The sequence below is a fragment of the Ruminococcus sp. XPD3002 genome (assembly GCA_900119535.1).
Classification (GTDB): Bacteria; Bacillota; Clostridia; order Oscillospirales; family Ruminococcaceae; genus Ruminococcus; species Ruminococcus flavefaciens_H.
Window position 1 is genome coordinate 125,542 of record FPJT01000008.1, and the last position, 25,675, is coordinate 151,216.

The 25,675-nt window shown below is 46.5% G+C and carries 24 protein-coding genes and 1 pseudogene; 24 read left to right on the forward strand and 1 reads right to left on the reverse strand.

Translation table 11 applies throughout. From position 1 onward, the window contains the following. Positions 1-6: 6 nt before the first annotated feature. A complete protein-coding gene (locus BT127_RS08995) occupies positions 7-825 on the reverse strand; it encodes a sigma-E processing peptidase SpoIIGA (protein ID WP_075424674.1) in 819 nt (272 codons plus the stop codon). Positions 826-1,025: 200 nt separating this feature from the next. On the opposite strand from BT127_RS08995, the gene BT127_RS09000 reads away from it, so the two are divergent. The 24 genes and pseudogenes from BT127_RS09000 (at position 1,026) to efp (ending at position 25,660) form a co-directional block, all read left to right on the forward strand. Beyond that, on the forward strand, positions 1,026-2,753 hold the full coding sequence (locus BT127_RS09000) for a DEAD/DEAH box helicase (protein WP_075424675.1): 1,728 nt from the start codon (positions 1,026-1,028) through the stop codon (positions 2,751-2,753). A 167-nt stretch (positions 2,754-2,920) separates the two neighbouring features. Further along, positions 2,921-3,568, forward strand: a complete 648-nt coding sequence (gene spoIIR, locus BT127_RS09005; RefSeq protein ID WP_075424676.1) for a stage II sporulation protein R — start codon at positions 2,921-2,923, stop codon at positions 3,566-3,568. A gap of 185 nt (positions 3,569-3,753) precedes the next feature. Next, positions 3,754-4,278, forward strand: coding sequence for a translation initiation factor IF-3 (infC, locus tag BT127_RS09010; protein ID WP_075424677.1), 525 nt, complete (start codon positions 3,754-3,756; stop codon positions 4,276-4,278). 36 nt (positions 4,279-4,314) lie between these two features. Continuing rightward, entirely contained in the window at positions 4,315-4,518 is a 204-nt protein-coding gene (gene rpmI / locus BT127_RS09015) for a 50S ribosomal protein L35 (RefSeq protein ID WP_075424678.1), read from the forward strand. 74 nt (positions 4,519-4,592) lie between these two features. Further along, positions 4,593-4,946, forward strand: a complete 354-nt coding sequence (gene rplT, locus BT127_RS09020; protein ID WP_075424679.1) for a 50S ribosomal protein L20 — start codon at positions 4,593-4,595, stop codon at positions 4,944-4,946. 75 nt (positions 4,947-5,021) lie between these two features. Continuing rightward, a complete protein-coding gene (locus BT127_RS09025) occupies positions 5,022-5,846 on the forward strand; it encodes a TrmH family RNA methyltransferase (RefSeq protein ID WP_082334971.1) in 825 nt (274 codons plus the stop codon). A gap of 21 nt (positions 5,847-5,867) precedes the next feature. After that, positions 5,868-7,148, forward strand: a complete 1,281-nt coding sequence (gene dprA / locus BT127_RS09030) for a DNA-processing protein DprA (RefSeq protein ID WP_075424680.1) — start codon at positions 5,868-5,870, stop codon at positions 7,146-7,148. Between the two features lie 25 nt (positions 7,149-7,173). Next, positions 7,174-9,255: a type I DNA topoisomerase gene (topA, locus tag BT127_RS09035; RefSeq protein WP_075424681.1), complete on the forward strand. Its 2,082-nt coding sequence runs from the start codon at positions 7,174-7,176 to the stop codon at positions 9,253-9,255. After that, positions 9,252-10,583 carry a methylenetetrahydrofolate--tRNA-(uracil(54)-C(5))-methyltransferase (FADH(2)-oxidizing) TrmFO gene (gene trmFO / locus BT127_RS09040; RefSeq protein ID WP_082334972.1) on the forward strand — a complete coding sequence of 444 codons (1,332 nt, stop codon included), beginning with the start codon at positions 9,252-9,254 and terminating at the stop codon, positions 10,581-10,583. The genes topA and trmFO overlap by 4 nt, the downstream gene beginning before the upstream one ends. After that, positions 10,564-11,574, forward strand: coding sequence for a phosphate acyltransferase PlsX (gene plsX, locus BT127_RS09045; protein WP_075424683.1), 1,011 nt, complete (start codon positions 10,564-10,566; stop codon positions 11,572-11,574). The genes trmFO and plsX overlap by 20 nt, the downstream gene beginning before the upstream one ends. Then, a complete protein-coding gene (rnc, locus tag BT127_RS09050; protein WP_075424684.1) occupies positions 11,564-12,259 on the forward strand; it encodes a ribonuclease III in 696 nt (231 codons plus the stop codon). The genes plsX and rnc overlap by 11 nt, the downstream gene beginning before the upstream one ends. Continuing rightward, the gene (locus BT127_RS09055; RefSeq protein ID WP_075424685.1) at positions 12,246-13,244 is read left to right on the forward strand and encodes an elongator complex protein 3; all 999 of its coding nucleotides are present in this window, start codon (positions 12,246-12,248) and stop codon (positions 13,242-13,244) included. Before rnc ends, BT127_RS09055 begins: the two co-directional genes overlap by 14 nt. Positions 13,245-13,248: 4 nt before the next feature. After that, a complete protein-coding gene (gene smc, locus BT127_RS09060; RefSeq protein WP_075424686.1) occupies positions 13,249-16,821 on the forward strand; it encodes a chromosome segregation protein SMC in 3,573 nt (1,190 codons plus the stop codon). Positions 16,822-16,889: 68 nt separating this feature from the next. Then, a pseudogene (gene ftsY, locus BT127_RS09065) lies at positions 16,890-17,792 on the forward strand (signal recognition particle-docking protein FtsY); the annotation flags it as partial. 409 nt (positions 17,793-18,201) lie between these two features. Further along, entirely contained in the window at positions 18,202-18,774 is a 573-nt protein-coding gene (gene rdgB / locus BT127_RS09075) for an RdgB/HAM1 family non-canonical purine NTP pyrophosphatase (RefSeq protein WP_075424687.1), read from the forward strand. 10 nt (positions 18,775-18,784) lie between these two features. Continuing rightward, a complete protein-coding gene (locus BT127_RS09080) occupies positions 18,785-19,087 on the forward strand; it encodes a YhbY family RNA-binding protein (RefSeq protein WP_075424688.1) in 303 nt (100 codons plus the stop codon). Beyond that, positions 19,087-19,776, forward strand: coding sequence for a flavodoxin family protein (locus BT127_RS09085; RefSeq protein WP_075424689.1), 690 nt, complete (start codon positions 19,087-19,089; stop codon positions 19,774-19,776). Before BT127_RS09080 ends, BT127_RS09085 begins: the two co-directional genes overlap by 1 nt. 12 nt (positions 19,777-19,788) lie before the next feature. After that, positions 19,789-20,994, forward strand: coding sequence for a nicotinate-nucleotide adenylyltransferase (locus BT127_RS09090; protein WP_075424690.1), 1,206 nt, complete (start codon positions 19,789-19,791; stop codon positions 20,992-20,994). 31 nt (positions 20,995-21,025) lie between these two features. After that, the gene (locus tag BT127_RS09095) at positions 21,026-22,558 is read left to right on the forward strand and encodes an LCP family protein (RefSeq protein WP_075424691.1); all 1,533 of its coding nucleotides are present in this window, start codon (positions 21,026-21,028) and stop codon (positions 22,556-22,558) included. Positions 22,559-22,562: 4 nt separating this feature from the next. Then, positions 22,563-22,919, forward strand: a complete 357-nt coding sequence (rsfS, locus tag BT127_RS09100; protein ID WP_075424692.1) for a ribosome silencing factor — start codon at positions 22,563-22,565, stop codon at positions 22,917-22,919. Between the two features lie 274 nt (positions 22,920-23,193). Further along, entirely contained in the window at positions 23,194-23,367 is a 174-nt protein-coding gene (rpsU, locus tag BT127_RS09105) for a 30S ribosomal protein S21 (RefSeq protein WP_009984057.1), read from the forward strand. A gap of 139 nt (positions 23,368-23,506) precedes the next feature. Further along, positions 23,507-23,938: a type II 3-dehydroquinate dehydratase gene (gene aroQ, locus BT127_RS09110; protein ID WP_075424693.1), complete on the forward strand. Its 432-nt coding sequence runs from the start codon at positions 23,507-23,509 to the stop codon at positions 23,936-23,938. A gap of 10 nt (positions 23,939-23,948) precedes the next feature. Beyond that, positions 23,949-25,016, forward strand: coding sequence for a M24 family metallopeptidase (locus tag BT127_RS09115; protein WP_075424694.1), 1,068 nt, complete (start codon positions 23,949-23,951; stop codon positions 25,014-25,016). Between the two features lie 86 nt (positions 25,017-25,102). Then, positions 25,103-25,660 carry an elongation factor P gene (efp, locus tag BT127_RS09120; protein WP_075424695.1) on the forward strand — a complete coding sequence of 186 codons (558 nt, stop codon included), beginning with the start codon at positions 25,103-25,105 and terminating at the stop codon, positions 25,658-25,660. Positions 25,661-25,675: the final 15 nt, after the last annotated feature.

Consider the following 25,675-nt stretch of genomic DNA (forward strand, 5'->3'; position numbering starts at 1 on the left):
TCGTTTCTAAAGTATTTTAGGGTTGAAAATCGCTTTTCCGCCGGTCCTGCCGAAGCCGATAAGCACTTCCGCTGACTTGCGGCGGCTGTTCCTCATATCCTTTATTATCACTTCATCGGGACGGAATACGGGTATCACTCCTTCTGCTGAGACAGTCGAGCAGGGGATAATGCGGAACCCCTTCGGCAATTCGGTCATTGTCAGTTCTGAAATCCCGGTTATACGGTACGAGTCGGCAGTATCGCAAATTATGACGGGACTACCTGTAAACAGGTCCACAAGAGCGTTACCTGTATCAGCAAGTCCTTCAAGTGAAGTGACCCTTTCGCCGTATCGTATCAGGACCTGATAGCAGCCTTCCTCACATGGAGTTGAATCGGTAAAACGCCTGAATACGGACACTCCTGCGTATGCTGCGGCAGTAGTCACAACGAGGAGTATGAGTGAGAAGTCTATGTAGAAGTAGGAATTGCAGAAATGCATTGATGCAGGCTTTAGCCACGAGTAAACAGCGTAGACAATACCTGCAAGGACAAAGTTTGAAGCGAAGAATGCAGTTGTGTTCATGACAAGACTTCTTATGCCTCCGTATCCGAAAGCGGCTGCGACTATAGTGACTGCTGCGGCGGTACGTACAGCAGTTGTAAGCGGAAACGGCATATCGGGAGCGAGTATTAGGAGCGAATATATGCTGCCGTATACAGCTGCTGCGGTGCATCTGCCTGTTTTCAGCGGAGAATGAGTTAGCTTGGCGGTAATCTTCAGCAGAAAGAAATTCACGTAGATGTTGAGGATAATAAGAACATCGATATAGATTGTCTGCAATATACGCCTCCCTTCGACTGCATCTTCAGTCTGTCCTGAGAATATTATAATGCGGAACTTGTGCGTAATATGTCGGAAAACGTCGGCTGATGATAAGTAAAAATATTTTTGTATTTTTTCATCCCTTGACCTTTGCTGATATTTGTGGTATTATGATATATAGGAAATTAGCGCAATTTGTAAACAGAGAAAGGAAAATTATGCAATTCAAGGAACTTGATCTTTCACAGGAGATAATCGACGCAGTAGAGGAGCTCGGCTTCTCTGAAATGACAGAAATACAGGAAAAAAGTATTCCCGTTCTGCTGGAGGGCAGAGACGTTGTGGGACGTTCCAACACAGGTACGGGAAAAACAGCAGCTTTCGGCATCCCTGCCGTTGAACGTGTTACGGGAAGCGACAAAAGATGTGCGGAAGTGCTGATACTCTGTCCTACGAGAGAGCTTGCAATGCAGGCAGCAGGCGAGATACGAAAATTCGCCAAGTACAAGAGGAATGTCAGGACTTGTGCGGTCTACGGCGGTGCAAGTATGGAAAAGCAGATAATGGAGCTTAAACGAGGTGCAAATATCGTTATAGGAACTCCCGGACGTGTCATGGATCACATGCGCAGACGTACACTGAAACTCGAACAGCTAAAAACTGTGATACTCGATGAGGCGGACGAGATGCTGAATATGGGATTCCGTGAGGATATTGAAACTATCCTTGCAGAAGCTCCCGAGGAACGCCAGACTGTGCTGTTCTCGGCTACTATGCCGAAGGAGATCATGGCTATAACGGAGAAATACCAGCGTGATCCCGTTCAGATAAAGATAAAGTCCGCACAGAAAACAGTGGACCTCATCGAGCAGTACTATTTTGAGGTTGCTATGGGACGCAAGACTGATGCTCTCAGACTGCTGATAGCGGCATATTCGCCGTCCTCTGCAATGGTTTTCTGCAACACCAAGAAAATGGTGGACGAGCTTACAGAGGAGCTTATGAAGTCGGGACTCCGTGCCGCAGGACTTCACGGAGACATGAAGCAGGCTCAGAGAACTCAGGTCATGAACTCCTTCAAGGCGAAAAACACAAATATACTTGTGGCTACGGATGTAGCTGCAAGAGGCATAGATGTAAGCGGTATCGATGCGGTTTTCAATTACGATCTTCCGCAGGATAATGAGTACTACATACACCGTATAGGACGTACAGGCAGAGCAGGCAAGAAGGGTGCTGCATACACGCTGATAACGGGCAGAAGGCAGTTCTTCGACCTTAAGGCTATTGCTCAGTACACCAAGGCTGAAATAAGGGAGATGCCGCTTCCGGAGCGTTCGGATATAGTTGCTCTGAAAAAACAGAAACTCGTTGAGGATATCTCGGCTATGGCACATCCCGAGGACGGTGCGGTATATGACATACTGAGCGTACTGGAATCCATGGGCATTGGTCCCCGCGAAGCGGCTGCACGTATAATCGGCGGAAAGCTCAGCGAGGAGATAGCTGCACTTCCAGAATTCAGTGCGGCGCGTCCTCTCAAAAAGGGACACAGGAACGGTGCAAAAACCGTTAAGGTGGACATCAATATCGGACGTAGCAAACGTATTGCTCCGAATTTCATCCTCGGCGCACTTGTTGATGCTACGGGAATGTCGGGACAGGATTTCGGCAAGATAGACATTTATGACGACCATACTACGGTGGAAGTTCCCGAGACCGAGTATGACTATATAATCGAAAGCACCAACCCGATGAAGATTAATGGTCATCAGGTCGAGGTGAAGCTCTATAAGGGCGGACACGAAAAGGGCAGCAGACCTGTTTACAATGACAGGAAACAGCGTCCCGACCGCAGAAAAATGGCTTACGGCGGACGCAGAAAGCAGGATGTGTTCAGTGATTACACTCCTGACAGAAGAAAACGTACAAAAAAGAGACACTGAGAGGTGATCGGCAATGGGTAAATACAGCAGACCTGATAAAAAACTGTGGATGAGAGTAGCGGTGCTTGGAGTAGCTCTTATACTTATACTTGCATACGTACTGATGCTTTTCATATGAATTGAATAATCTTTCGTTTTTTGCCAATGCTTTCAGCTGAGGTGATAAAATGAAAAAATACACAGATGCTGTGATAGCAATAGGATTAATTGCAGCGGTACTTATTTCACAGGTCGTATCCTTTTTCAGGGATGGTGATTCTCTTGAACATATCAGGGGGAACGTTCTTCGGCTCCACATTCTTGCGGATTCGGACAGTCCTCGCGATCAGGAACTGAAACTGAAAGTCAGGGATGAACTCCTTGAAAGCGGTTTGCTTTCCGAGGCTGATTCTCTTGCGGATGCAGAGGAAGAAGTGAGGGGACACATTCCAGAGATAGAACTGCTTGCTGAGGATGTTCTTCAGCACAATGGGTGCGATAAAAAAGTAAGGGCATACCTTACCGAAATGCACTTCGATAAGCGTGTTTACGGTGATATCACTATGCCGGAGGGAGACTATCATGCCCTTCGCATAGAGATAGGCAGTGCAAAAGGACATAACTGGTGGTGCGTCATGTATCCGCCACTTTGTCTGCCTGCGGCTTGCGAAGTCACGGACGATAAGGAAAAGGAGAATGACTTCTTTGACGAAAAAGAGCTTGATATACTCCGCAAACCTGAAAAATATGAGGTTCGTTTTGCTATCTGGGATAAAATCTGTGAGATGAAAGATAAAATGGTTGTGCAAAGTGATGAAATTCAGCCGACCACTTGACAACATCCGCAAAACGTATTATAATATTATGGAAAACAAAGCAGAGCGTACCGTTCTCACCGTAAGGCATTGCCGAAACGGTCAATATCAATGATCTATCTTCCCATAAGGGTTAATATATCAGAAGTATTGTGAGTGCGGATATTATCTGCACTCATTTTCTTTTATTTTATAGCTGGAGGTGCTTGACAATTAGCAAACAGGAACTGCAGATCAACGAAGAAATCAGAGACAAGGAAGTTCTCGTGATCGACGCTGATGGAAAGAAGCTCGGAGTATTATCCGCCAAGGATGCACAGAAATTAGCCTTTGAACAGGATCTCGATCTTGTAAAGATCGCTCCACAGGCAACACCGCCCGTATGCCGTATCATGGATTACGGAAAGTATTGCTTTGAACAGGCTAAGCGCGAAAAGGAAGCAAGAAAAAATCAGAAGGTAGTATCAATAAAAGAGATAAGAATGTTCTCTACTATAGATACCCACGATTTTGAAACAAAGGTCAATCAGGCTGTTAAATTCCTTCAGGGCGGAGATAAGCTTAAGGTATCCGTAAGGTTCCGTAAGCGTGCAATCGCTCACCCTGAACTGGGTAACGAGCTGCTCGATCGCTTCAAGGAGGCAGTTTCGGATGCTGGTGTCGTTGATAAGCCGGCTAAAATGGAGGGACGCAGCATCGTTATGTTCGTAAGTCCCAAAACCAATAAGTAAGAACCAGCCTGTTCTTAAATTAAGGAGGATAAAACAATGGCAAAGGTTAAGGTTAAAACTCACTCAGGCGCAAAGAAGCGTTTTAAGATTACAGGAAGCGGTAAGGTAAAGTACCAGAAGACCAACAAGAGACACAGACTTACTCAGAAGGACACAAAGCGCAAGAGAATCGCTCGTACAGCAGGCGTTGCAGGAAGCGCAAACGCTCCTACAATCAAGAAGCTCGTTCCTTATATGTGATCTGACGCCGCAGAGTTATTCGCAGCGGTATGAAAACTAATTTCGCAATTTTCAATTATTGGAGGTAAAAGACTATGGCACGTATTAAGGGTGCAATGATGACTCGTAAGAGAAGAAATAAGGTTTTAAAGCTTGCTAAGGGCTACTGGGGCGCTAAGAGCAAGCACTTCAAGATGGCTAAACAGGCCGTAATGAAGTCAGGCAACTATGCTTACATCGGAAGAAAGCAGAAGAAGAGAGAGTTCAGACAGCTCTGGATCGCAAGAATCTCTGCTGCATGCAAGATGAATGGTATGAACTACTCAACATTCATGAACGGCTGCAAGAAGGCTGGCATCACACTTAACAGAAAGATGCTCTCAGAGATCGCTATCAACGACGCTGCCGGATTCACAGCTATCGTAGATAAGGCTAAGGCTGCTCTTTGATCGGGATCAGAAACACGCTCCTTATTTATTAAGAGCGTGTTTTGTTGTATATCAGATAAAAGGGAGTGTGTGATATTGTCAGGAAATATGACATTCATCGGCGGTCTTCCCGTACCTGCCGATCACTGTATCACTTCTAAGGATAATCCCGCTGTCAAGCTGTATCTTAAGCTGTCCTCTCAGAAAAAAGAGAGACAGAGATACGGCTTGTTCGTGTTGGAGGGACTTCGCATCGTGGAGGATGCTGTGCAGGCGGGAAATGTGGAGAAACTGTTCTTTACAGAGGATAACTTCATTGCCTTTTCGGGTGAACATGACCTTTCCGATATTATGGACAGAGTGTTCATAATATCACCTGAGATAGCAAAGAAGATATCCCTCACAGAAACTACTCAGGGCGTATTTGCAGTTTGCCGTATCATGGACTGCGCCCCTGTTTTTACGGAAAACGGAAAGTATGTGGTGTTATACGGACTTCAGGATCCGGGCAATGTGGGAACTATTATCCGCACAGCTGATGCTCTTGGTATTGACGGCATTTTTATGTGCGGCTCCTGCGATCTGTATAACCCCAAAACGCTCAGATCAACTATGGGATCTGTTTTCCGTATGCCCGTTATGATAATTAATAACGATGACGAACTTTTCAGTATGCTGAAAGAAAATGAAGTAAAGACAATGGCTGCGGTCATAGATGCGGATGCTGTTAAAATAACGGATATCCGTCCGGAGGGAAAACAGGCTGTGTTCATCGGAAACGAGGGAAACGGTCTCTCACGTGAGACTGCGGACAGATGCGATATTAAAGTAACTATACCTATGCACGGAAATATCAATTCCCTTAATGCAGCTATGGCTGCGGGGATACTGATGTGGGAGATAAGCAGAGATAAGAACTGACGACCGAAGGAGGTTGCTGCCGTGAATGAAACTGTATACTGGCTGTGGCTGTCGATGGTTTTCGGCACGGGCAGCAGAAGGATTTGGGAAGCTATGTGCTTCTTTGAAACAGCTACAGAGGCTTACTGCGAGCTTTCGGCGGAGAACTGCCGCCTGAACCTTACGCAGGAAGAAATTGCCAATATACGCAGCATAACTCTGGATCAGGTACGTTCTCTCATGGAGGAATCCGAGAAAAAGGGCGTCAAGGCTGTCGGCTACAGTTCTGAGGAATATCCTCATCAGCTCAGGCATATTGTCAACCCTCCTGCCGTACTCTATTACAAGGGTGATATTTCCTGTCTTAAGGGTACACGCACTGTCACATCGGTAGGCGCAAGATACGCTTCGGACTATTCACTCAGAGCCGCTGAGGAGATATGTTCCGAGCTTGCAAGGAACGGATATGTCATCGTAAGCGGATTTGCACTGGGTATCGATATTGCATCGCATCTTGCAGCGGTATCTGTGAATCGTCCGACTGCCTGCGTTATGGGCTGCGGAGTTGATGTTGACTATCCTAAAGATAATTTCAGGTTCAGGGATATGATAATTGAAAACGGCGGTGTGTTCATTTCGGAGTTTCCCATAGGAACTCCGCCTCACTCATCGAATTTCCCTAAGCGAAACCGTATCCTTTCGGCGCTTGGCAGAGTATCGGTCGTGTTTGAAGCGACGGATCACAGCGGTTCGCTTATAACTGCGAACCTATCGGCTGAACAGGGCAGAGAAGTCTTCTGTCTGCCGCCTGCTGATATTTTCAGTTCTGCGTATTCGGGTAATATCCTCCTTCTCAGGGACGGTGCTACACCTCTTTACAGTGCCGAGGATATTATGGAACGCTTCCTGATCGGCGGTGTTAATGAACAGGAGATCAGAGAGGAAATGTACACAGGTATAGATACATTTGGCGTAGAACCTACTTCCTCAGCTGATAAACCCAAACTTGATATAACACGTCTTGCACGTCCGAAAAAGGGACGAAGAAAGAAAAAGGCAGAGAAGATTACAGAACATAATGAAGTCGTAGAAGAAAAAGAGACAGAACAAAACAAGGCAGATATCATCGGTAGTATCCCCGAGGGAACTCTTACCGATGTACAGGAAAGTATAGTGAAACTTCTGGAAGGCTGTTCGCTCCATGCAGATGTCATTATGACAAAGCTGGAGATAGAACCTGCATCACTTATGGTGGAACTCACCGAACTGGAGATGCTGGGGATAGTTAAGGCGCTTCCCGGAAAAATGTATTCACTTTGCTGAACTGTAGATTAAAGGAGAAAAAAGAATGTCAGATTTAGTGATCGTAGAGTCGCCTGCAAAGGCAAAAACCATACAGAAATACTTAGGCTCAGGATATGAGGTCATTGCTTCAATGGGACATGTTCGCGATCTTCCGAAGTCTAAGCTCGGTGTGGACACAGAAAACGATTTTGAGCCTCTTTATACCGATATGAAGGGCAAAGAGGATGTTATAAAGGAACTTAAGAAACACGCAAAGAAATGCGGAAAAATATATCTCGCTACCGACCCCGACCGCGAGGGTGAAGCTATATCATGGCATATAGCACAGATGCTGAAGCTCGATATGAACGACAATAACCGCGTCGCTTTCAACGAGATAACAAAGAGCGGCGTTCAGAATGGTATGAGCAATCCGCATAAGATAGATGTGGACCTTGTAAACGCTCAGCAGGCGAGACGTATACTGGATCGTCTTGTGGGCTACAAGCTCAGTCCTTTCCTCTGGAAAAAGGTCAAAAGGGGACTTTCAGCAGGACGAGTACAGTCTGTTGCTGTACGTCTTGTAGTGGACCGTGAAAACGAGATAAGAAGCTTCATACCGAAGGAGTACTGGTCGATCGATGCAAAGTTTACTGCTCCGGGTTCAAGGAAGGTCTTTGACGCTGCACTCGTTGCAGTGGACGGAAAGAAACTTGAAATACCGAATCAGGCTGATGCTGACGGACTTCTTGCACGTCTTGAAGGTGCGGAATACACAGTTACCTCCGTTAAGAAGCGTGTCACAAAGAAACAGCCAGCACCTCCTTTCATAACCTCTACTCTCCAGCAGGAAGCTTCGAGAAAGCTCGGCTTCAGCGCAAAGAGAACCATGAAAGCTGCTCAGGAGCTTTATGAAGGTGTCGATGTTGAGGGCGTAGGTGCAGTAGGTCTTATCACATACATGAGAACCGACAGTCTGCGTATATCAGACGAGGCAAAGGCTGCTGCTGCTGAGTATATAAGTACAGTTTACGGCAAGGAATATCTCCCCGACAAGCCGCGTACATTCAAGACAAAGAGCAATGCTCAGGATGCTCATGAAGCTATACGTCCGTCAATTACAGAAATGACGCCTGCAAGAGTAAAGAACAGTCTTTCAAATGACCAGTTCAAGCTCTATAAGCTGATATGGGAGAGATTCATCGCAAGCCAGATGGCAAATGCTCAGCTCAATACAGTATCTGTTGATATCGACGCAAACGGATGTACATTCCGTGCAACAGGCTATTCCGTCAAGTTTGACGGCTTCATGACTCTTTATGTTGAGTCTACAGACGGCGAGGAAAGCAACAAGAAAATGCTTCCCGAGCTTAAGGCAGAGGATAAGCTCAAACTGAAGTCCATCGCAGGAAATCAGCACTTTACACAGCCGCCTCCGAGATATACCGAAGCTTCGCTTATCAAGGCGCTTGAAGAAAACGGTATCGGACGTCCGAGTACCTATGCTCCTACCATAACCACTATCACCGCAAGACAGTATGTGGAACATGAGGGAAAACAGCTCAAACCTACCAACCTCGGCGAGGTAATAACCGAGCTGATGAAGGACCACTTCGAGAAGATAGTTGATGCCAAGTTCACGGCTGAAATGGAGAATGACCTTGATGAGGTGGAGCACGGTCACAAGAACTGGGTAACTACCCTCCATGATTTCTACGATGATTTCTCTGCAACTCTCCAGAAGGCAGAGGAAGCTATGGAAGGCAAGAGAGTAAAGGTGCCGGACGAAGAAACAGATGTAGTTTGCGAACTTTGCGGCAGAAACATGGTCATAAAGTACGGTAAATACGGTAAATTCCTTGCTTGTCCCGGATTCCCTGAATGTTCAAACACCAAGAAGATAGTTACAGAGACTGAGGGAAGCTGTCCGAGATGCGGAAAGAAAATGCTTCTTAAGAAGTCAAAGAAGGGCAGAAGCTTCTACGGATGTGAAGGCTTCCCCGAGTGTAATTTCATGACATGGAACGTACCTACTGCTGAAAAGTGTCCCGAGTGCGGAAAGACTCTGTTCACTAAGGGCGGCAAATCAGGCAGACTCGTTTGTGAAAACGAGGGATGCGGTTACGAAAGAGAGCTGAAAAAATGAGTCAGACCGTAAATGTTATCGGCGCAGGTCTTGCAGGCTGCGAAGCAGCATGGAGCCTTGCACGTTACGGGATAAACGTAAGGCTTTACGAGATGAAGCCCGAGAAGTATTCTCCTGCACACAAATACAGCGGATTTGCGGAGCTTGTATGCTCCAATTCGCTTAAGGCTTCAAGGCTTGAATCCTCCGCAGGACTTCTTAAAACAGAAATGGAAATGCTCGGTTCACTGACAGTACCCTGTGCAAAGGCTAATTCGGTCGAAGCGGGAGGAGCTCTTGCAGTGGACAGAGAGCGTTTTTCCGACAGTGTTACCGAAGCCATAAAGAATGAACCGCTGATAGAGGTCGTCGAAGGCGAGGTAAAAGAGCTTCCCGAGGGAATGTGCATTATTGCCACAGGTCCCCTCACTTCGGGAGCAATGGCAGACAGGATAAAGGAACTCTGCGGCGAAGGTCTCAGCTTTTACGACGCAGCAGCTCCTATAGTGACATACGAGAGCCTTGACAAGGAGAAGGTATTCTTTGCGTCAAGATACGACCGCGGTGATGCGGACTACATCAACTGTCCCATGGATAAAGAGGAGTATCAGGCTTTCTACAAGGCACTTATCGGTGCCGAGAGAGTTGAGCTGAAGGACTTTGAGACTCATCCCTTCAGTGTATACGAGGGTTGTATGCCTATAGAAGTCCTTGCTTCAAGAGGCGAGGACACTATGCGTTTCGGTCCCATGAAGCCTGTAGGAATAACGGACCAGCGAACAGGAAGACGTCCCTATGCGGTAGTACAGCTCCGAAGAGAGAACAAGGAGGCTACTCTTTTCAACCTGGTTGGCTTCCAGACTAACCTCAAATTCGGCGAGCAGAAGAGAGTTTTCTCAATGATCCCGGGACTGGAAAATGCAGAGTTCATGCGCTATGGAGTTATGCACAGGAATACCTTCATAAACAGTCCCACTCTTCTGAACAGTGACTTCTCCATGCGTGAGCATAAGGACATATGGTTCGCGGGACAGATAACGGGCGTTGAGGGATATATGGAATCTGCCGCAAGCGGTATCATCGCAGGTACTGCTGCCGCAAGAAGGATACTCGGACTTGAACCGCTGTGCCTTCCGAATGATACGATGCTGGGAGCGCTCTCGGCGTATATCAGTGATCCGTTCAACGACGGCAAGTTCCAGCCGATGGGCGCTAATATGGGTATACTTCCCGATATAGGCGTAAGGATAAAGGATAAGAAGGAAAGGTACGGAGCATATGCACGCCGTGCCGTTGAATCGCTTGAAAAGGAGCTGAAGAGGATCGGATATGACAAGAGTGATCGTTGATGCTTTCGGCGGAGATAACGCTCCGCTGGAAGTACTTAAGGGCTGCGAGAGAGCCGTCAGGGAACTGGGAGTTTCAGTCATACTGACAGGCAGCAGCGACAAGATAAAGAAATGTGCCGAAGAAAACGGCATAAGCCTCGAAGGCATAGAGATAGAGCATACGGATGATGTTTTTGATATACATGAAGAACCGAAGGAGATAATAAAATCAGGCAAGAATACTTCTATGGCACTGGGCTTGCAGCTCCTTGCTGACGGACGCGGCGACGCTTTCGTTTCAGCGGGAAGTACGGGAGCACTGGTCATGGGAGCTACCTTCATCGTCAAGCGTATCAAAGGTATCAAGAGAGTTGCTCCGTCACCTGTAATGCCTGCGGATAAGGGCAGTTTCATTCTTGTGGACGCAGGTGCAAATACCGAGTGCCGTCCCGAGATGCTGGTGCAGTTCGCAGTTATGGGAAGCGCCTACATGGAAAAGGTAATGGGAGTATCTACGCCTAAGGTCGGACTCCTGAATATAGGCGCTGAAGAGACCAAGGGCAGGGAACTGGAGATCGAGTCCTACAAGCTGCTTGAAAGCTCGGGACTGAACTTCACAGGCAATATCGAAGCAAGAGATATCCCGAAGGGCGAGATACAGGTCGTCGTTACGGACGGCTTTACGGGAAACGTTGTACTTAAGCTCTATGAGGGAATGGGTTCATTCTTCTCTAAGAAGATAAAGTGGATATTCTCAGGGGCAGGCAAAATAGGCGCACTGTTCTCACTTGGCAAGATAAAGCAGTTCCGCAAACAGATGGATTATAAGGAAGTAGGAGGCTCGGCACTTCTCGGCGTAAGGCGTCCCGTAATAAAGGCTCACGGAAGCTCGGACGCTACCGCATTCTACAATGCCGTAAGACAGGCAAAGCGATGCGTCGAGGGAAAAGTTACCGAAGCTATAGAGGAATACGTTGCAGCTATCGCAAAGGAGCAGACAAATGGAGAATAATTTTGAAAAACTCGAAGAGACAATAAATTATAAATTCAAAAATATACAGCTTCTCAAACAGGCGCTCTCACATTCGTCCTATGCAAACGAAAAGAAGCACCCCAACGGAAGCAATGAACGCCTTGAATTTCTCGGCGACAGTGTACTCTCTATCGTTGTTTCTGACTATCTCTACAAGAACCTTAACAACGTTGCAGAGGGTGAACTCACAAAGATACGTGCTTCGCTGGTATGCGAGAAATCACTTCATATTTTCGCAAAGCAGATAGAGCTTGGCAATTACCTCCGCCTTGGCAAGGGCGAGGAGAATACAGGCGGACGTGAGCGCCCATCGATACTTGCGGATGCTTTTGAAGCTGTTATAGCTGCTATATACCTGGACGGCGGTATGGAAGCTGCGTCAAAGCACATACTCCGTTTTATACCGAAGGACGTCGAGCATCTTCACCACCCTGCTTTCAGCGATTTCAAGACAGTTCTTCAGGAAGTAGTTCAGAAGAACCCCGAGGAAAAGGTGGAATACGTTCTTATAGGCGAAGAGGGACCTGACCACAACAAGAGATTCGTGGTAGAGGTGTGCCTTAATTCACAGGTTATCGGCAAGGGCAAGGGCAGAAGCAAGAAGGAAGCCGAACAGCTTGCCGCTAAGGAAGCTCTCGAGCTTATGGGCTATGAAACACAGTAATATCTCCATATTCGTACCTCATGTAGGCTGTCCGCATAAATGTACGTTCTGCGACCAGAATACTATCAGCGGAGCGCAGCATCTTCCTCATGGGGACGATGTAAGGGAGATATGCACAAGAGCGCTCAGCGAGGTTAGGTCTCCCGAGAATACAGAGATAGCATTTTTCGGAGGCAGCTTCACAGCTATACCTCACGATTACATGACAGAACTTCTCTCAGCAGCTCATGAATTCGTAGGCGAGGGCAGGTTCAGGGGCATACGCTGTTCAACACGTCCCGACTGTATAACTCCCGAGATACTTTTCGAGCTGAAAGCCGCAGGAGTTACCGCAATAGAGCTTGGAGCGCAGTCAATGGATGATGAGGTCCTTGCTCTCAATGAGCGCGGACATACGGCTCAGGAAGTAATTAATGCCTGTGAGCTGATACGGGCATTCGGTATTGAACTTGGCTTGCAGATGATGATCGGTCTTTACGGAAGCACTCCAGAAAAGGAATGGGAGACCATAAGGGCGATACATGCCCTGAGACCTGATACCGTGAGGATATACCCCGTGGTCGTACTTGAAGGTACCAAGCTTGCAGAGCTGTTGAAAAGCGGCGAGTATGTACCCTTTGACTTCGATACGGCAGTGGATATAGCCGCTTCTGCTATGGTAATGTTTGAGGGAGACGGCATCCGTGTCATAAAATGCGGACTTCATGCAAGCGAGTTCGTGGAGCACGATATGGTGGGAGGCTTCTATCATCCTGCCTTCAGGGAAATATGCGAAACTGTGATATACAGGCATAATATGGAATTTGAACTGAAAAACTGCGGTCACATGTCTGACACAGCAGTATTTGCGGTGTCCCCCTCATGCATAAGCAAAGCGGTCGGACACGGCAGAGCTAACATAGAATACTTCAGAGAGCGCGGTATAGCGCTTAAGATAACAGGGGATGAAAGCGTCCCGAAATACAGGTGCGAGCTCAGGAGGTGAGGATTTGTACCTTAAATCACTGGAAATACAGGGCTTCAAGTCCTTTCCCGATAAGATAAGCCTTACATTCGATAAAGGACTTACAGCAGTCGTAGGTCCTAACGGAAGCGGTAAGAGCAATATAGGCGATTCCGTCCGCTGGGTACTGGGCGAGCAGTCCACAAAGACTCTCCGCGGAAATAAAATGGAGGACGTTATATTCTCGGGTACTGTTGCAAGGAAACCGATGGGTTTTGCGGCAGTAACGCTCAACATAGACAATACAGACAAGACTCTTGCGGATATGGATGACGAGGTGGCAGTCACCCGTAAACTCTACCGCAGCGGTGAGAGCGAGTATATGATAAACGGCAAACCCTGCCGACTTAAGGATATAAACGAGCTGTTCATGGATACAGGTCTCGGAAGGGACGGTTACTCCATTATCGGACAGGGACGTATAGCCGAGATAGTCGGACAGAAAAGCAACGAGCGCCGTGATATATTCGAGGAAGCGGCAGGTATCTCAAAATTCCGCTACAAGAAGCTGGAGGCTGAAAGAAAGCTCACAGCCGCACAGGAAAACATGGTTCGTCTCACCGATATCATATCCGAGCTGGAAAGTCGTGTAGAACCTCTGAGGATACAGTCCCAGAAGGCGGAAAAGTTCGTAAAACTGGCAGAAGAGCGTAAGAGACTTGAAATATCCGTATGGGTAACACGTCTTGATGAACTCAGTGCAAAGGAACGTGAACTGGATGAGAAGATACTTGTAAGCCGTAATGAGTATGAGAACGTTGAGAATGACCTTCAGCGTCAGGACGAGAAGCTCCAGGAAGGCTACCGCAAGATGCAGGAGAGTACGGTACGTTCGGACGAGATAAGAAAAAAGATGCTGGAGGACGAACAGCTTTCATCCGAGAAGAAATCGGGAATTGCCGTACTTGAAAACGATATTCTCCACTGCAACGAGGCTGTAAAAAATGCAAGGCGCAGTATAGAGAACTCTGAGGATACAAAGTCCGAGCTGTTACAGCAGAAAAAGTCCGCAGAGGATAAGATAGCGGAGCTTAAATCACAGCGTGAGGCGCTTACCGAGGAGATAGATAAAGTAACTGCCGAGTTCAATACTGCCGAAGCCGAAAGCGACAAGCTGGGCGACAGCGTTGAGGAGGCATCGGGAGAGATAAATGCTCTGTACATAAAGCAGAGTGAACTAAAATACTCCGCCGAGTCTGCACGTCAGACCATTGAGGACGAGAATTCAAGACTTGCGGATCTGAAAAAGAGAAGCGAGGAAGCAAGGGAAAATACCGAAGAGTATAAACGAAAGCTGGAAGCCTGTAAGGCGGATTCCGGGAAGAATAAGGAAAACGCCGAGAGCATCAGGAATCGTTTAAGCGGTATTCAGCGGCTTTACGATTCACGAAAACAGGGATTCGAGCAGGTAAAGGCAGAGTTTGAAAAGGCTCTCTATGACCTTAAGGACAAACAGCAGAGACGCAAGATACTCAGCGACCTTGAAAATAATATGGAAGGCTTTGCGGGAAGCGTAAAGCAGGTCCTCCGTGCATCAAAGCAGGGCAGGATAGGCGGTATATTCGGTACGGTCGCTCAGAATATCGGCGTTGAACCAAAGTACGCCGTTGCTGTTGAAACCGCACTTGGCGGTGCGATGCAGAACATAATCGTCGAGGACGAGAATATAGCTAAGCGCTGTATCCGCTTCCTGAAGGAACAGAAGGGCGGACGTGCAACATTCCTGCCTATCACCTCCGTAAAGGGCTACGAGCTCCGTGAGCAGGGACTTGAAAACTGTGACGGATTCGTGGCTAATGCCAGCAGGATAGTTACTTATGACAGCAAATTCAGCGGCATAATAGCTTCACTTCTCGGCAGGATTGTTATTGCCGAGGATATCGATACTGCTACGAATATAGCCAAGAAGTACGGATATAAGTTCCGCATAGTTACTCTGGACGGACAGGTCATAAACGCAGGCGGTTCATTCACAGGCGGTTCGGCTCAGAAGTCGGGCGGAATAATAACCCGTAAAAATGAGATTGATACCCTTGACGGCGAGATAGAAAAGCTCACATCACTCCGTGACGAGCTCCGCGGCAAGGCTGAGAAGCTGAGAGCGGAGTCCGAAAAGCTGAGATACGATATGGAAGCGGCTAAGTCGGAACTTTCAGAATGCGAGAATGAGGGAGTTCGTCTCAGCGCCGAGATAAACAGCCTTACAGCTCTTACAGAGCAGGTTGAGGCGCAGTCCGAAAGCTCCGTAAAGTATGTTGCGGACGCAGAACGAAGGATAGCCGAAGCAAAGACGGCGATTGCTGACAGTGAACGTCTTATTGCTGAGAACAGCAAACTTATCGAAGAAGCTGAGGCAAAGCTTGCAAAGGGACAAAGCAGCCGTGAAAAGCTGAGACTTGCCCGTGCAGAGCTTTCAGAGAAACTTTCTCAGCTCCGTATCACCGATATGGAAAAGGATAAGGACATACAGGCTCAGCAGCTTGAGATACAGCATGCAGATGAACGTCTTGAAGAACTGAAAAGCGGAAACAGTCTTTTCCTCGAGGAGATATCACGTCAGGAGAAGCTTATAGCAGAAAAACAGGCTGATATCGAAAAGCTCCGGGGCGAACTCGAAGGAATGAAGAGTAATACTGAAAGCAGTCTTGAACAGATAAAGCGTTATCAGGACATTCATACCGAGCAGACACGTCTCGTAAACGAGATACAGAAGGGTATGAAAGGTCTGAACGAGGCAAAGGAAAATCTCTCGGGAGATATCACCCGTCTTGAAGAGCGAAGCGAGAACATCAAGCGTGACAGCGACAACATGATACGTCAGCTGCTTGAAGTCTACGAGCTTACCCGTTCGGAAGCTATTCAGATAGCCGAAAAGATAGAGGACCTCACTGCCGCACAGCAGGAGCTTACCTCAGTAAAAAACAAGATACGTGCATTGGGAAGCGTTAACGTGGACGCTATCGAGGAATACCGCGAGGTATCGGAAAGATACAGGTTCATGTCCGAACAGCTTGCGGACGTTCAGAAGTCCAAGAATGAGCTGGAGAGGATAATCGCTGAACTTACAGAGGAAATGTGCCGTATCTTCGAGGAGAGCTTCCGCATAATCAACTCTAACTTCAAGAGCATTTTCGTCGAACTGTTCGGAGGCGGCAAGGCAGAGCTGATACTCACCGATCCCGAGGATGTTCTCGGTTCGGGTATAGAGATAAGCGTTGCACCTCCCGGAAAGGTCATCAAGAACCTGATATCACTCTCGGGTGGTGAGCAGGCGTTTGTAGCTATTGCAATATACTTTGCGATACTTAAACTCCGTCCCGCACCTTTCTGTATACTTGATGAGATAGATGCGGCACTTGATGAGGTCAACGTAAGGAAGTACGCTCAGTACCTGAAGAACTTCACCGACACTACGCAGTTCGTACTGGTAACGCACAGACGAAGCGCAATGGAAGAAGCTAACGTGCTTTACGGTGTTACAATGCAGGAGGACGGTATATCCAAGCTCCTGAAAATGGAACAGGTGGATTTCCAGGAGGATGTTGCTGATATACAGTGATGTGTCACATTATCCCGCTTTTTAACGAATGTATTATATAGCCGCACCGCGGCAGATAGGAACAGATTATGAGTATTTTTTCAAAGATAGCAGAGGGACTTCGCAAGACCAAGGACTCCTTCCTGGGAGGTCTGCAAAGGATATTCAACTCGTTTACAAAGATCGATGAGGAGCTTTTCGAGGAACTCGAAGAGCAGATGATAATGAGTGATATCGGCGTTGATACCTCCGTTGAGATATGCGATAGACTGCGTAAACTTGTAAAGGAGCGCGGTATAACAGATCCAAAGGACATTATGGGACTTATCCATGAGGTAATTGCCGATATGATGGGTGATGATACAGGTCTCGACCTGTCGGTATCTCCCGCAGTCATCATGGTAATAGGCGTTAACGGCGCAGGAAAGACTACAACTATCGGTAAGCTCTGCCACCAGTTCAAGAACGAGGGCAAGAAGGTCCTTGTTGCAGCAGCTGATACATTCCGTGCGGCTGCTATAGACCAGCTTCAGGTCTGGACTGACCGTGCAGGGGTTGACATTGTAAAACACGCTGAGGGTTCTGATCCGGGTGCTGTAGTTTATGATGCACTTGAAGCTGCAAAGGCAAGAGGCTGCGATGTAGTCATTATAGATACAGCAGGAAGACTCCATAACAAGAAGAACCTTATGGAGGAGCTTAAAAAGATAAACCGTATCATCGATACAAAGGCAGGGGAAAGTTCTCGTGAGATACTTCTCGTTCTTGATGCCACAACAGGTCAGAACGCAGTAAGTCAGGCTAAGCTTTTCAGTGAAACAGCGCCTATTACGGGTATCGTACTCACAAAGCTGGACGGTACGGCAAAGGGCGGTATCGTTATATCTATCAAGAACGAACTGGGTATACCAGTAAAGCTGATAGGTGTCGGCGAAACTATCGAGGATCTTCAGCCATTCGACAGCCATATGTTCGTTGATGCACTCTTTGATACGACCTATGAGGAGGACGAGGAAGAGGAAGAAAACGAGCTTGAAGATACAGAGTCAGAGGACTATGATGAGTCTGAGTATGACGAAGACGAGTCCGACGATGAGGATGAAGACGAGTCTGATGATGAAGATGAAGATGAGTCCGACGATGAGGATGAAGACGAGTCTGATGATGAAGATGAAGATGAGTCCGATGATGACTCATTTGATGTAGACAACTTCGATGAAAATGCCGTATTTGAGGCAAGAACAGACTACAACTTCGATGAGAGCTTCATGGATAACTTCCCTGAGGATGCTCCGTCCGACGAAGATGAAGAGGAACAGGAAGAAGAAGCTGCTCCCGAGCCTGAGAAGAAGAAAAAGAAGGGCTTCTTCAGCAGACTTTTCGGCAGAAAGGACGATGACGATGATAACTAAGCTCGTTATGGCTACAAATAATGCCAATAAGCTCCGCGAGGCAAGAGAGATACTTGCTCCGCTGGGGATAGAAGTCCTTTCACAGCGTGAAGCAGGTGCAAACTGCGATCCCGAGGAAAACGGTACAACATTCGCAGAAAATGCGCTTATCAAAGCCCGTGCAGTTTTTGAGGCAACAGGGCTTCCCACTATTGCAGACGACAGCGGTCTCTGCGTGGAGGCAATGGACGGCAGACCGGGAGTTTACTCTGCAAGATATGCTCCCGAAGGTCAGCACTGTTCTAAGCTTCTGGATGAAATGAAGGACGTTCCCGAGGAAAAAAGGGGAGCTGCATTCATGTGTACTATCGCATATGTGGACGGCAATGAGTCATCGACTATGAGCGGAGAATGCAAGGGAAGCATCGGTCACGAGATGCGCGGAACAAACGGATTCGGCTATGATCCCGTATTCATGGTAGGGGACAGAAGCATGGCTGAACTCACACCGGATGAGAAGAATGCAATAAGTCACAGAGGTGCTGCACTTAAGGCACTGTATGAATACTTAAGCAAAAAATAAGGAGAGTTATATGCTTACAAGCAAACAGAGAGCGTACCTGAGAGGTATCGCTTCAAATTACGAGACTATATATCAGGTAGGCAAGGGCGGAGTTACCGAAGCAATGTGCAAGGATATCTCCGATGCGCTTCGCAAGAGAGAACTTATAAAGCTGAGAGTACTTGATAATTCAGGATGGACCGCAAGGGAAGCTGCTGATGCGATAGCAGAGCAGACAGGTGCGGACGTTGTACAGGTAATAGGCAGCAAGTTCGTACTTTTCAAGCGTAACGAAAAGGATCCCGTTATCGAGGGGATACCTAAGGCAAAATAATGAAGGTCCTTATTATAAGCGGAACGGACCACAAGGGTTCCACCTACAATATTGGCAGACTTCTTGCCGGAAAAATCACATCTGAGGAAAATATCAGCGAGATATTCCTTCCCCGTGATTTCGGAGAATTCTGCTGCGGCTGCACAAACTGTTTCGGTAAAAGCGAGAGAGAATGTCCGCACTTTGGTAAGCTTTCGCCGCTGACTGAAATGATCGACAGCTCGGATATACTTATCTTCACTACGCCCGTATATGTATACCATGCAACGGGACAGATGAAGGCTTTTCTGGATCACTACGGCTGGCGCTGGATGGTACACCGTCCCGAGGAGAAGATGTTCAGCAAACAGGCTGTTGTTATCTCCACGGCAGCAGGTGCGGGAATGAAGTCCGCAATAAAGGACGTCGCAGACAGCTGCTTCTTCTGGGGGATACCAAGAGTGTACAAGTATGGTAAAGCAGTTATGGAAGCACGCTGGGATCACGTAAAGCCCAAGATCAAAAAGAGCATTGAAGTAAAAACGGATTCGATCGCAAAGAAGATACTCGGCTATAAAGGCGGCATACCGCTAAAAACACGCGGTATGTTCTTCATAATGAGCATGATGCAGCGTAACGGCTTCAACGAAGCAGATGCTGGATACTGGAAGGAAAAAGGCTGGACAAGCGGAAAAAGACCATGGAAATGATCGGAGGTAATAATGCGTATAGGTATATACGGAGGCAGCTTCAACCCGATACATAACGGACATGTTCATGTTGCGGAAACTGCTGCGGAGGAATTCTCTCTGGACAAGGTGATATTTGTACCGTCGAAGATATCTCCGCATCGTTCGAGCGACGAGTATATAGACGGAAAAGAACGTATCAAGCTGATAAAGCTTGCCGTAAAAGGCAAGAAAAATATGAGCTGCAGCGACTGGGAACTCTCTCAGGAAAGAGTAAGCTATTCGTTGTATACGGTAAAGCATTTCAGGGAAAGATATCCCGATGCCGAGCTTTTCCTGCTTGTGGGAAGCGATATGCTGCTCTCATTTGATTCGTGGTTCTGCTTCGAGGAGATACTTGATGAGGCTTCGCTGATCGTTGTATCACGCCACGGCGGAGACATGCAGGAGCTTGAAGCAAAGGCGGAGGAACTGAGAAAATATGGCAATATTTTCATCAGCAAAAGCACTCCGTTGGAGATATCATCCTCTGAAATACGAAAAAAAATTGCAAAAAATGAAGATTTTGCTTGCTATCTGAACGAAAGTGTAGTACAATATATAAGTAAAATGGGTCATTATAAGAAAGAGGCTTTTACTGAAATGTACAAGATAGATGACAAAAAGAAATATCTGAAGGAAAATCTTTCTGCAAAAAGGTATCAGCATTCGCTGAATGTTGCTGCCGAATGCAAAAAACTTGCTGAGAAATACGGTGAGGATCCCGACAAGGCGTATTTTGCGGGACTGCTTCACGATATATGCAAGGAGCTCCCGACTGAAGAACAGCGCGATCTGGTAACAGAAAGCGGTTTTACTGTTTGCCGCGAGGAGCTTGAAACACGTTCACTGCTTCACGGTATAGCAGGAGCATATTTTATCAAGAAGGAATACGGTGTTGCCGATATAGATATACTTAACGCCGTGCGCTTCCATACAGTGGGACGTGCAGGAATGTCCCGGCTTGAAGAGATAGTTTATCTCGGCGACCTTGTTTCAGCTGAAAGGGACTATAAGGACGTTGACAAAATGAGAAAGCTGGTTTATACCGACCTCAATGAAGCGATGCTGTATGCACTTGCCTTCTCGATACGTTCGGTTCTGAAAAAGGGCGGACTCATACCGCCTTGCACCATAGAAGCCTATAATTTCTATACAAGGCTTATAAAAGAAGAAAAGGAAGAGCGGTCCGCAAAATGACTGACCTGAGCAAAATGAAAAGAGGATATTAATGGAAGAGAAAGATATAAAAAACACAAGCGCTCCTGAAAGTGCTTCTTCTGAAAATAAACCTAAACCGATAAGGAAATTAAAGAGAGTATCACATGAATCCGCAGCTCCCGTACAGCAGGCACCTGTACAGCCTCAGCAGCAGATGCCGAAAAAAGGCAAGTATGAAGCTGATACACCTTCTCCGCTGACTGCTGAACAGTACCACGGAACACACGAGGCTGCTCCTAAGCTTGTTTACAAAAACAGGAAAAAAACTCAGGAGAACGTACAGCCTGCGCCTCAGCGGGTATATCCTTCACATGTAAAGAATCCCGATCCGGTTGAAAGCGACGAGATAATCGTTTCTAACCTCAATGACGAGGGTTCGATAAAGGATGCACTGATAAAGATAGTTTCAGTCATCGCAAGTATCTTTATTATCGGTGCAATGTGCCTTAATATGCCGATGTTCGTGGATAAAAACACAAAGAAGAACGTTTCGGCAGTATATCTCGTAAAGCACTGGCAGCCTATTGCAAAGGAAGGTCAGCTCGATAAGACCGAGGTAATGAACATCAGCGGCGATACAGCCGATAACTGGGATGACGGTCTGGATCTTCCGCAGCTTGTAGAAGGTCAGTACACAGTTCTTCTTCTCGGCTTCGATGAGGACGAGTTCAACTCTGATGTTATGTGGATAATGCAGTTCGATATCGGTCACGGAGAACTCAACATCCTTCAGGTGCCCCGTGACTGCTGTCTGCCTGACTTCACAAGCAGTCCTACAGGAAAGATAAACAGCTGCTACTCAATGGGTGATTCAAGCATTATCCCGATACAGCGAGTAGTTAATGCAATGCAGCAGAATTTCGGTATCCCGATAGATGCCTATGTAACAACAGCATGCTTCGATATAGTTGATATCATCGACCTTATAGGCGGTATCCCGATACACCTTGACAACGAGATAATCTACGAAGCTGATAAGATAATCCCTGCAGGCGATATAACGCTTACAGGCGAGCAGTCCGAGTGGTTCATCCGTTTCAGAACAGAATGGCTCGAAGGCGATATCGGACGTATGATGAACCAGCGCCGTTTCATGGCTGCTGCTATGAACAAGCTTATGAGCGTTGTAAACGACGAGGGAAGACTCAAGCTTTACAGCTACCTCAAGCAGATATATGACAGAGAACTGGTATATACAGACCTCAGCCTTGACGAAATGAGCAAGATCGCTAACTTCGCTTCAACTCTCACAATGGACAACGTAAGAGTAAATATGGTACCGGGTGAGGGCGCTATATACTATGCTCCAGACGGAAATGAATATGACGTATTCTCAGTTCACAAGCAGGCAACTATCGACATGCTCAATGAGTACTACAGACCGTATCAGTCGGATATGACTTCATCTGATACAGCTATCGTTGAGCTTATAACAGACTACTCATACACAGGCTATGATGATACAGGTTCGACATTTGATGAACTTGAAAAAGCTACCGAGCCTGAAAGAGATCCCGCAAAAAAACCATGGTGGAAGGAATGATCTGATGACACAGCAGGAAAAACTTGAACTTATAATAAAAACACTCGACAGCAAAAAAGGCGAGGATATACAGGCTATCAGAATAGCTGATCTTACGATACTTGCCGACTATTTCGTAATAGTAAACGGTAACAGCAATACTCACGCAAGAACCCTTGCAGATGAAGTTGAATATCAGCTTTCACAGAGGGGGATCGAGCCTGAGAGACGAGAGTCCGATACGGGAAATACATGGATCATTCTCGACTATGCAGATATAATCGTACATGTATTCTACAAAGAGACAAGAAGTTTCTATAAGCTTGAAGGTCTCTGGGCAGACGGTGAACAGGTTGACATTACCAATCTGATAGAGCCGTAAAAGTGAGAAACGGTCATAAAATGCATTGTTTTTTGCACCTCGTTTTACCATTTCCTACAAAAATAATGCTATGTTTTGTGACATAATAACGAAATTTAATTAGTCGCAAAAAAAGCTTGACATATCATAATAAAAGTGGTAAAATAATATTATGTTAATTTATGTATCTGCTATGTTTCCGAGGTACAAAGCCGCTGACACTCATATAAAGGGTGATTAGTATAGAGCCTGAGGTCCGCTTCAGGCAACCTCTAAACAAGGGAGGGAAAGATAAATGGCAGAAGTTCGTGTTGGCAAGAACGAGTCCTTAGATACTGCTCTTAAGAGATTCAAGAGATCATGTGCAAAGGACGGAGTTATTGCTGAGGTTCGTAAGAGAGAACACTACGAAAAGCCTTCAGTAAAGCGTAAGAAGAAGTCTGAGGCAGCTCGTAAGCGTAAGTATTGATCTTGCGAAAAGCTATGAAATCGTTGATGAAAGCGGACTGTTATAGTCCGCTTTTTCATGTCATTGCGAAAAACATCGGAATATGTCGGAACATGTCCGGTAATGAGTATAATAAACTATAAGTCAGGAGAATATAATTATGATAAGGAAGATTCTTGTAATACACGGTCCAAATCTCAATCTTTTGGGGGAACGTGAACCGGGTGTTTACGGCAGCTCAGGAATCGACGTTCTCAACAGCAATATAATCGACCGCGCAAAGGAACAGGGACTTGAATGTGAGATATTTCAGTCCAACCATGAAGGTGCTATAATAGATAAGCTCCATGCAGCAAGAACAGAGTTTGACGGCGTTATTATCAACGCAGGTGCGTATACACACTACAGCTACGCTATTAGAGACGCTATTGCTGCTATAAAGATACCTGTAATTGAGGTACATATAAGCAATATAAATGCAAGGGAAGAATTCCGTTCAAATTCAGTTATCGCTCCCGTTTGCAAGGGCAGCATATGCGGATTCGGCTTCCTGAGCTACTATCTTGCGGTTCAGGCAATGTCAGAAATATGAGGTGAATTTAATGACAAGATTTGATAGATTGTTTGAGGAGCTCCCCGAGTCAATTGACTGCGCTCTGATAACATCTGACGTAAACAGAAGATACTTTACGGGAATGAAATCATCGGACGGTACTATTCTTGCTTTCCGTGAGAAGGCTTACCTGCTCATCGATTTCAGATACATCGAAAAAGCAAGAGATACAGTTACGTCCGCAGAGGTCATCGAGCAGAAGAAGCTCTATCATCAGATAGCTCAGCTCATCCGTGAACACGGTGCTGCAAATATGGCTATAGAAGCTCAGACAATGACAGTCAGCCAGCTGAGAAACTTCCGCAATATCCTTAAAGAAACGGAAATAATAGATACAGATGCCCTCAGCAATGCAATAAACAAGCTGAGAACAGTCAAGGACGAGGAGGAGATAGTGTGCATCAGGAAGGCACAGGAAATAGCTGAAAAAGCCTTCGACCACATTCTCGGATTTATCAAGCCCGGTGTTACGGAAAGGGAGATAGCTCTCGAGCTTAACCGTGTGATGTTCAATTACGGTGCTGAGGATCTCTCCTTTGAGACTATCGCTCTTTCGGGACCGAATACATCAATGCCCCACGGAGTTCCTTCGGACAGAAAAGTGCAGGATGGCGAGTTCGTTCTTATGGACTACGGCGCAGTTTACAACGGCTATCACAGCGATATGACTCGTACAGTATGTGTGGGTGAACCTACCGAGAAAATGCGCAAGGTCTACGAGATAGTACTTGAAGCGCAGAACACAGCTATAAATGCGGCTCACGGCGGTATCACAGGCTGTGAGCTTGACAGGATAGCACGTTCCATAATAGAGGACGCAGGTTACGGCGACTGCTTCGGACATTCACTCGGTCACGGAGTCGGTATGGAGATACACGAGAAGCCGAATGCTTCACCTAATTACAGGCTCGAACTTGAAACGGGAGCTGTTGTAACCGTTGAGCCCGGCATATATATTGCAGGAGAATTCGGTGTCAGAATTGAGGATTTTGTCATTTTAACTGAAAATAGCTGCGAAAATATGACAAAATGTGCTAAAAATCTCATTTCTTTATAATAATGTTGCTTTAGGTATTGCCAAAAAACGTTTTTTGTGGTAAAATAAAGTATGTAATTTTTGAGAAAAATACGGAGGTATTTATAATGATTTCAGCAGGAGATTTTAGAAACGGCGTTACTTTTGAGCTCGATGGACAGGTTGTTCAGGTAATCGAGTTCCAGCACGTAAAACCAGGTAAAGGCGCTGCTTTCGTTAGAACAAAGTATAAGAACGTTATCACAGGTTCAGTTGTTGAAACTTCTTTCAACCCAACAGCTAAGTTCCCAACAGCTTTCGTTGAGAGAAAGGATATGCAGTACAGCTACAACGACGGTGACCTTTACTACTTCATGGACCTTGAAACTTATGAGCAGGTTCCGATCAGTGCATCTATCCTCGGCGACAACTTCAAGTTCGTTAAGGAAGAGATGATCTGCAAGATCCTTTCATACAAGGGCACTGTTTTCGGTGTTGAGCCGCCAAACTTTGTTGAGCTCGTTGTAACACAGACAGATCCCGGCTTCAAGGGTGATACTGCTACTAACGCTACAAAGCCTGCAACTCTTGAGACAGGCGCAGAGATCAAGGTTCCTCTCTTCATCGATGAGGGCGAAAAGATCCAGGTAGATACACGTACAGGCGAATACATGTCAAGAGCATGATCTTGATTCATGCGG

Bases quoted from the DNA above. Each gene is read 5' to 3' on its own strand.
- BT127_RS09000 (WP_075424675.1), top strand. From the start codon at position 1,026: ATGCAATTCAAGGAACTTGATCTTTCACAGGAGATAATCGACGCAGTA.
- spoIIR (WP_075424676.1), top strand. From the start codon at position 2,921: ATGAAAAAATACACAGATGCTGTGATAGCAATAGGATTAATTGCAGCG.
- rpmI (WP_075424678.1), top strand. From the start codon at position 4,315: ATGGCAAAGGTTAAGGTTAAAACTCACTCAGGCGCAAAGAAGCGTTTT.
- rplT (WP_075424679.1), top strand. From the start codon at position 4,593: ATGGCACGTATTAAGGGTGCAATGATGACTCGTAAGAGAAGAAATAAG.
- topA (WP_075424681.1), top strand. From the start codon at position 7,174: ATGTCAGATTTAGTGATCGTAGAGTCGCCTGCAAAGGCAAAAACCATA.
- trmFO (WP_082334972.1), top strand. From the start codon at position 9,252: ATGAGTCAGACCGTAAATGTTATCGGCGCAGGTCTTGCAGGCTGCGAA.
- plsX (WP_075424683.1), top strand. From the start codon at position 10,564: ATGACAAGAGTGATCGTTGATGCTTTCGGCGGAGATAACGCTCCGCTG.
- rnc (WP_075424684.1), top strand. From the start codon at position 11,564: ATGGAGAATAATTTTGAAAAACTCGAAGAGACAATAAATTATAAATTC.
- BT127_RS09055 (WP_075424685.1), top strand. From the start codon at position 12,246: ATGAAACACAGTAATATCTCCATATTCGTACCTCATGTAGGCTGTCCG.
- rdgB (WP_075424687.1), top strand. From the start codon at position 18,202: ATGATAACTAAGCTCGTTATGGCTACAAATAATGCCAATAAGCTCCGC.
- BT127_RS09080 (WP_075424688.1), top strand. From the start codon at position 18,785: ATGCTTACAAGCAAACAGAGAGCGTACCTGAGAGGTATCGCTTCAAAT.
- BT127_RS09085 (WP_075424689.1), top strand. From the start codon at position 19,087: ATGAAGGTCCTTATTATAAGCGGAACGGACCACAAGGGTTCCACCTAC.
- BT127_RS09090 (WP_075424690.1), top strand. From the start codon at position 19,789: ATGCGTATAGGTATATACGGAGGCAGCTTCAACCCGATACATAACGGA.
- BT127_RS09095 (WP_075424691.1), top strand. From the start codon at position 21,026: ATGGAAGAGAAAGATATAAAAAACACAAGCGCTCCTGAAAGTGCTTCT.
- rsfS (WP_075424692.1), top strand. From the start codon at position 22,563: ATGACACAGCAGGAAAAACTTGAACTTATAATAAAAACACTCGACAGC.
- rpsU (WP_009984057.1), top strand. From the start codon at position 23,194: ATGGCAGAAGTTCGTGTTGGCAAGAACGAGTCCTTAGATACTGCTCTT.
- aroQ (WP_075424693.1), top strand. From the start codon at position 23,507: ATGATAAGGAAGATTCTTGTAATACACGGTCCAAATCTCAATCTTTTG.
- BT127_RS09115 (WP_075424694.1), top strand. From the start codon at position 23,949: ATGACAAGATTTGATAGATTGTTTGAGGAGCTCCCCGAGTCAATTGAC.
- efp (WP_075424695.1), top strand. From the start codon at position 25,103: ATGATTTCAGCAGGAGATTTTAGAAACGGCGTTACTTTTGAGCTCGAT.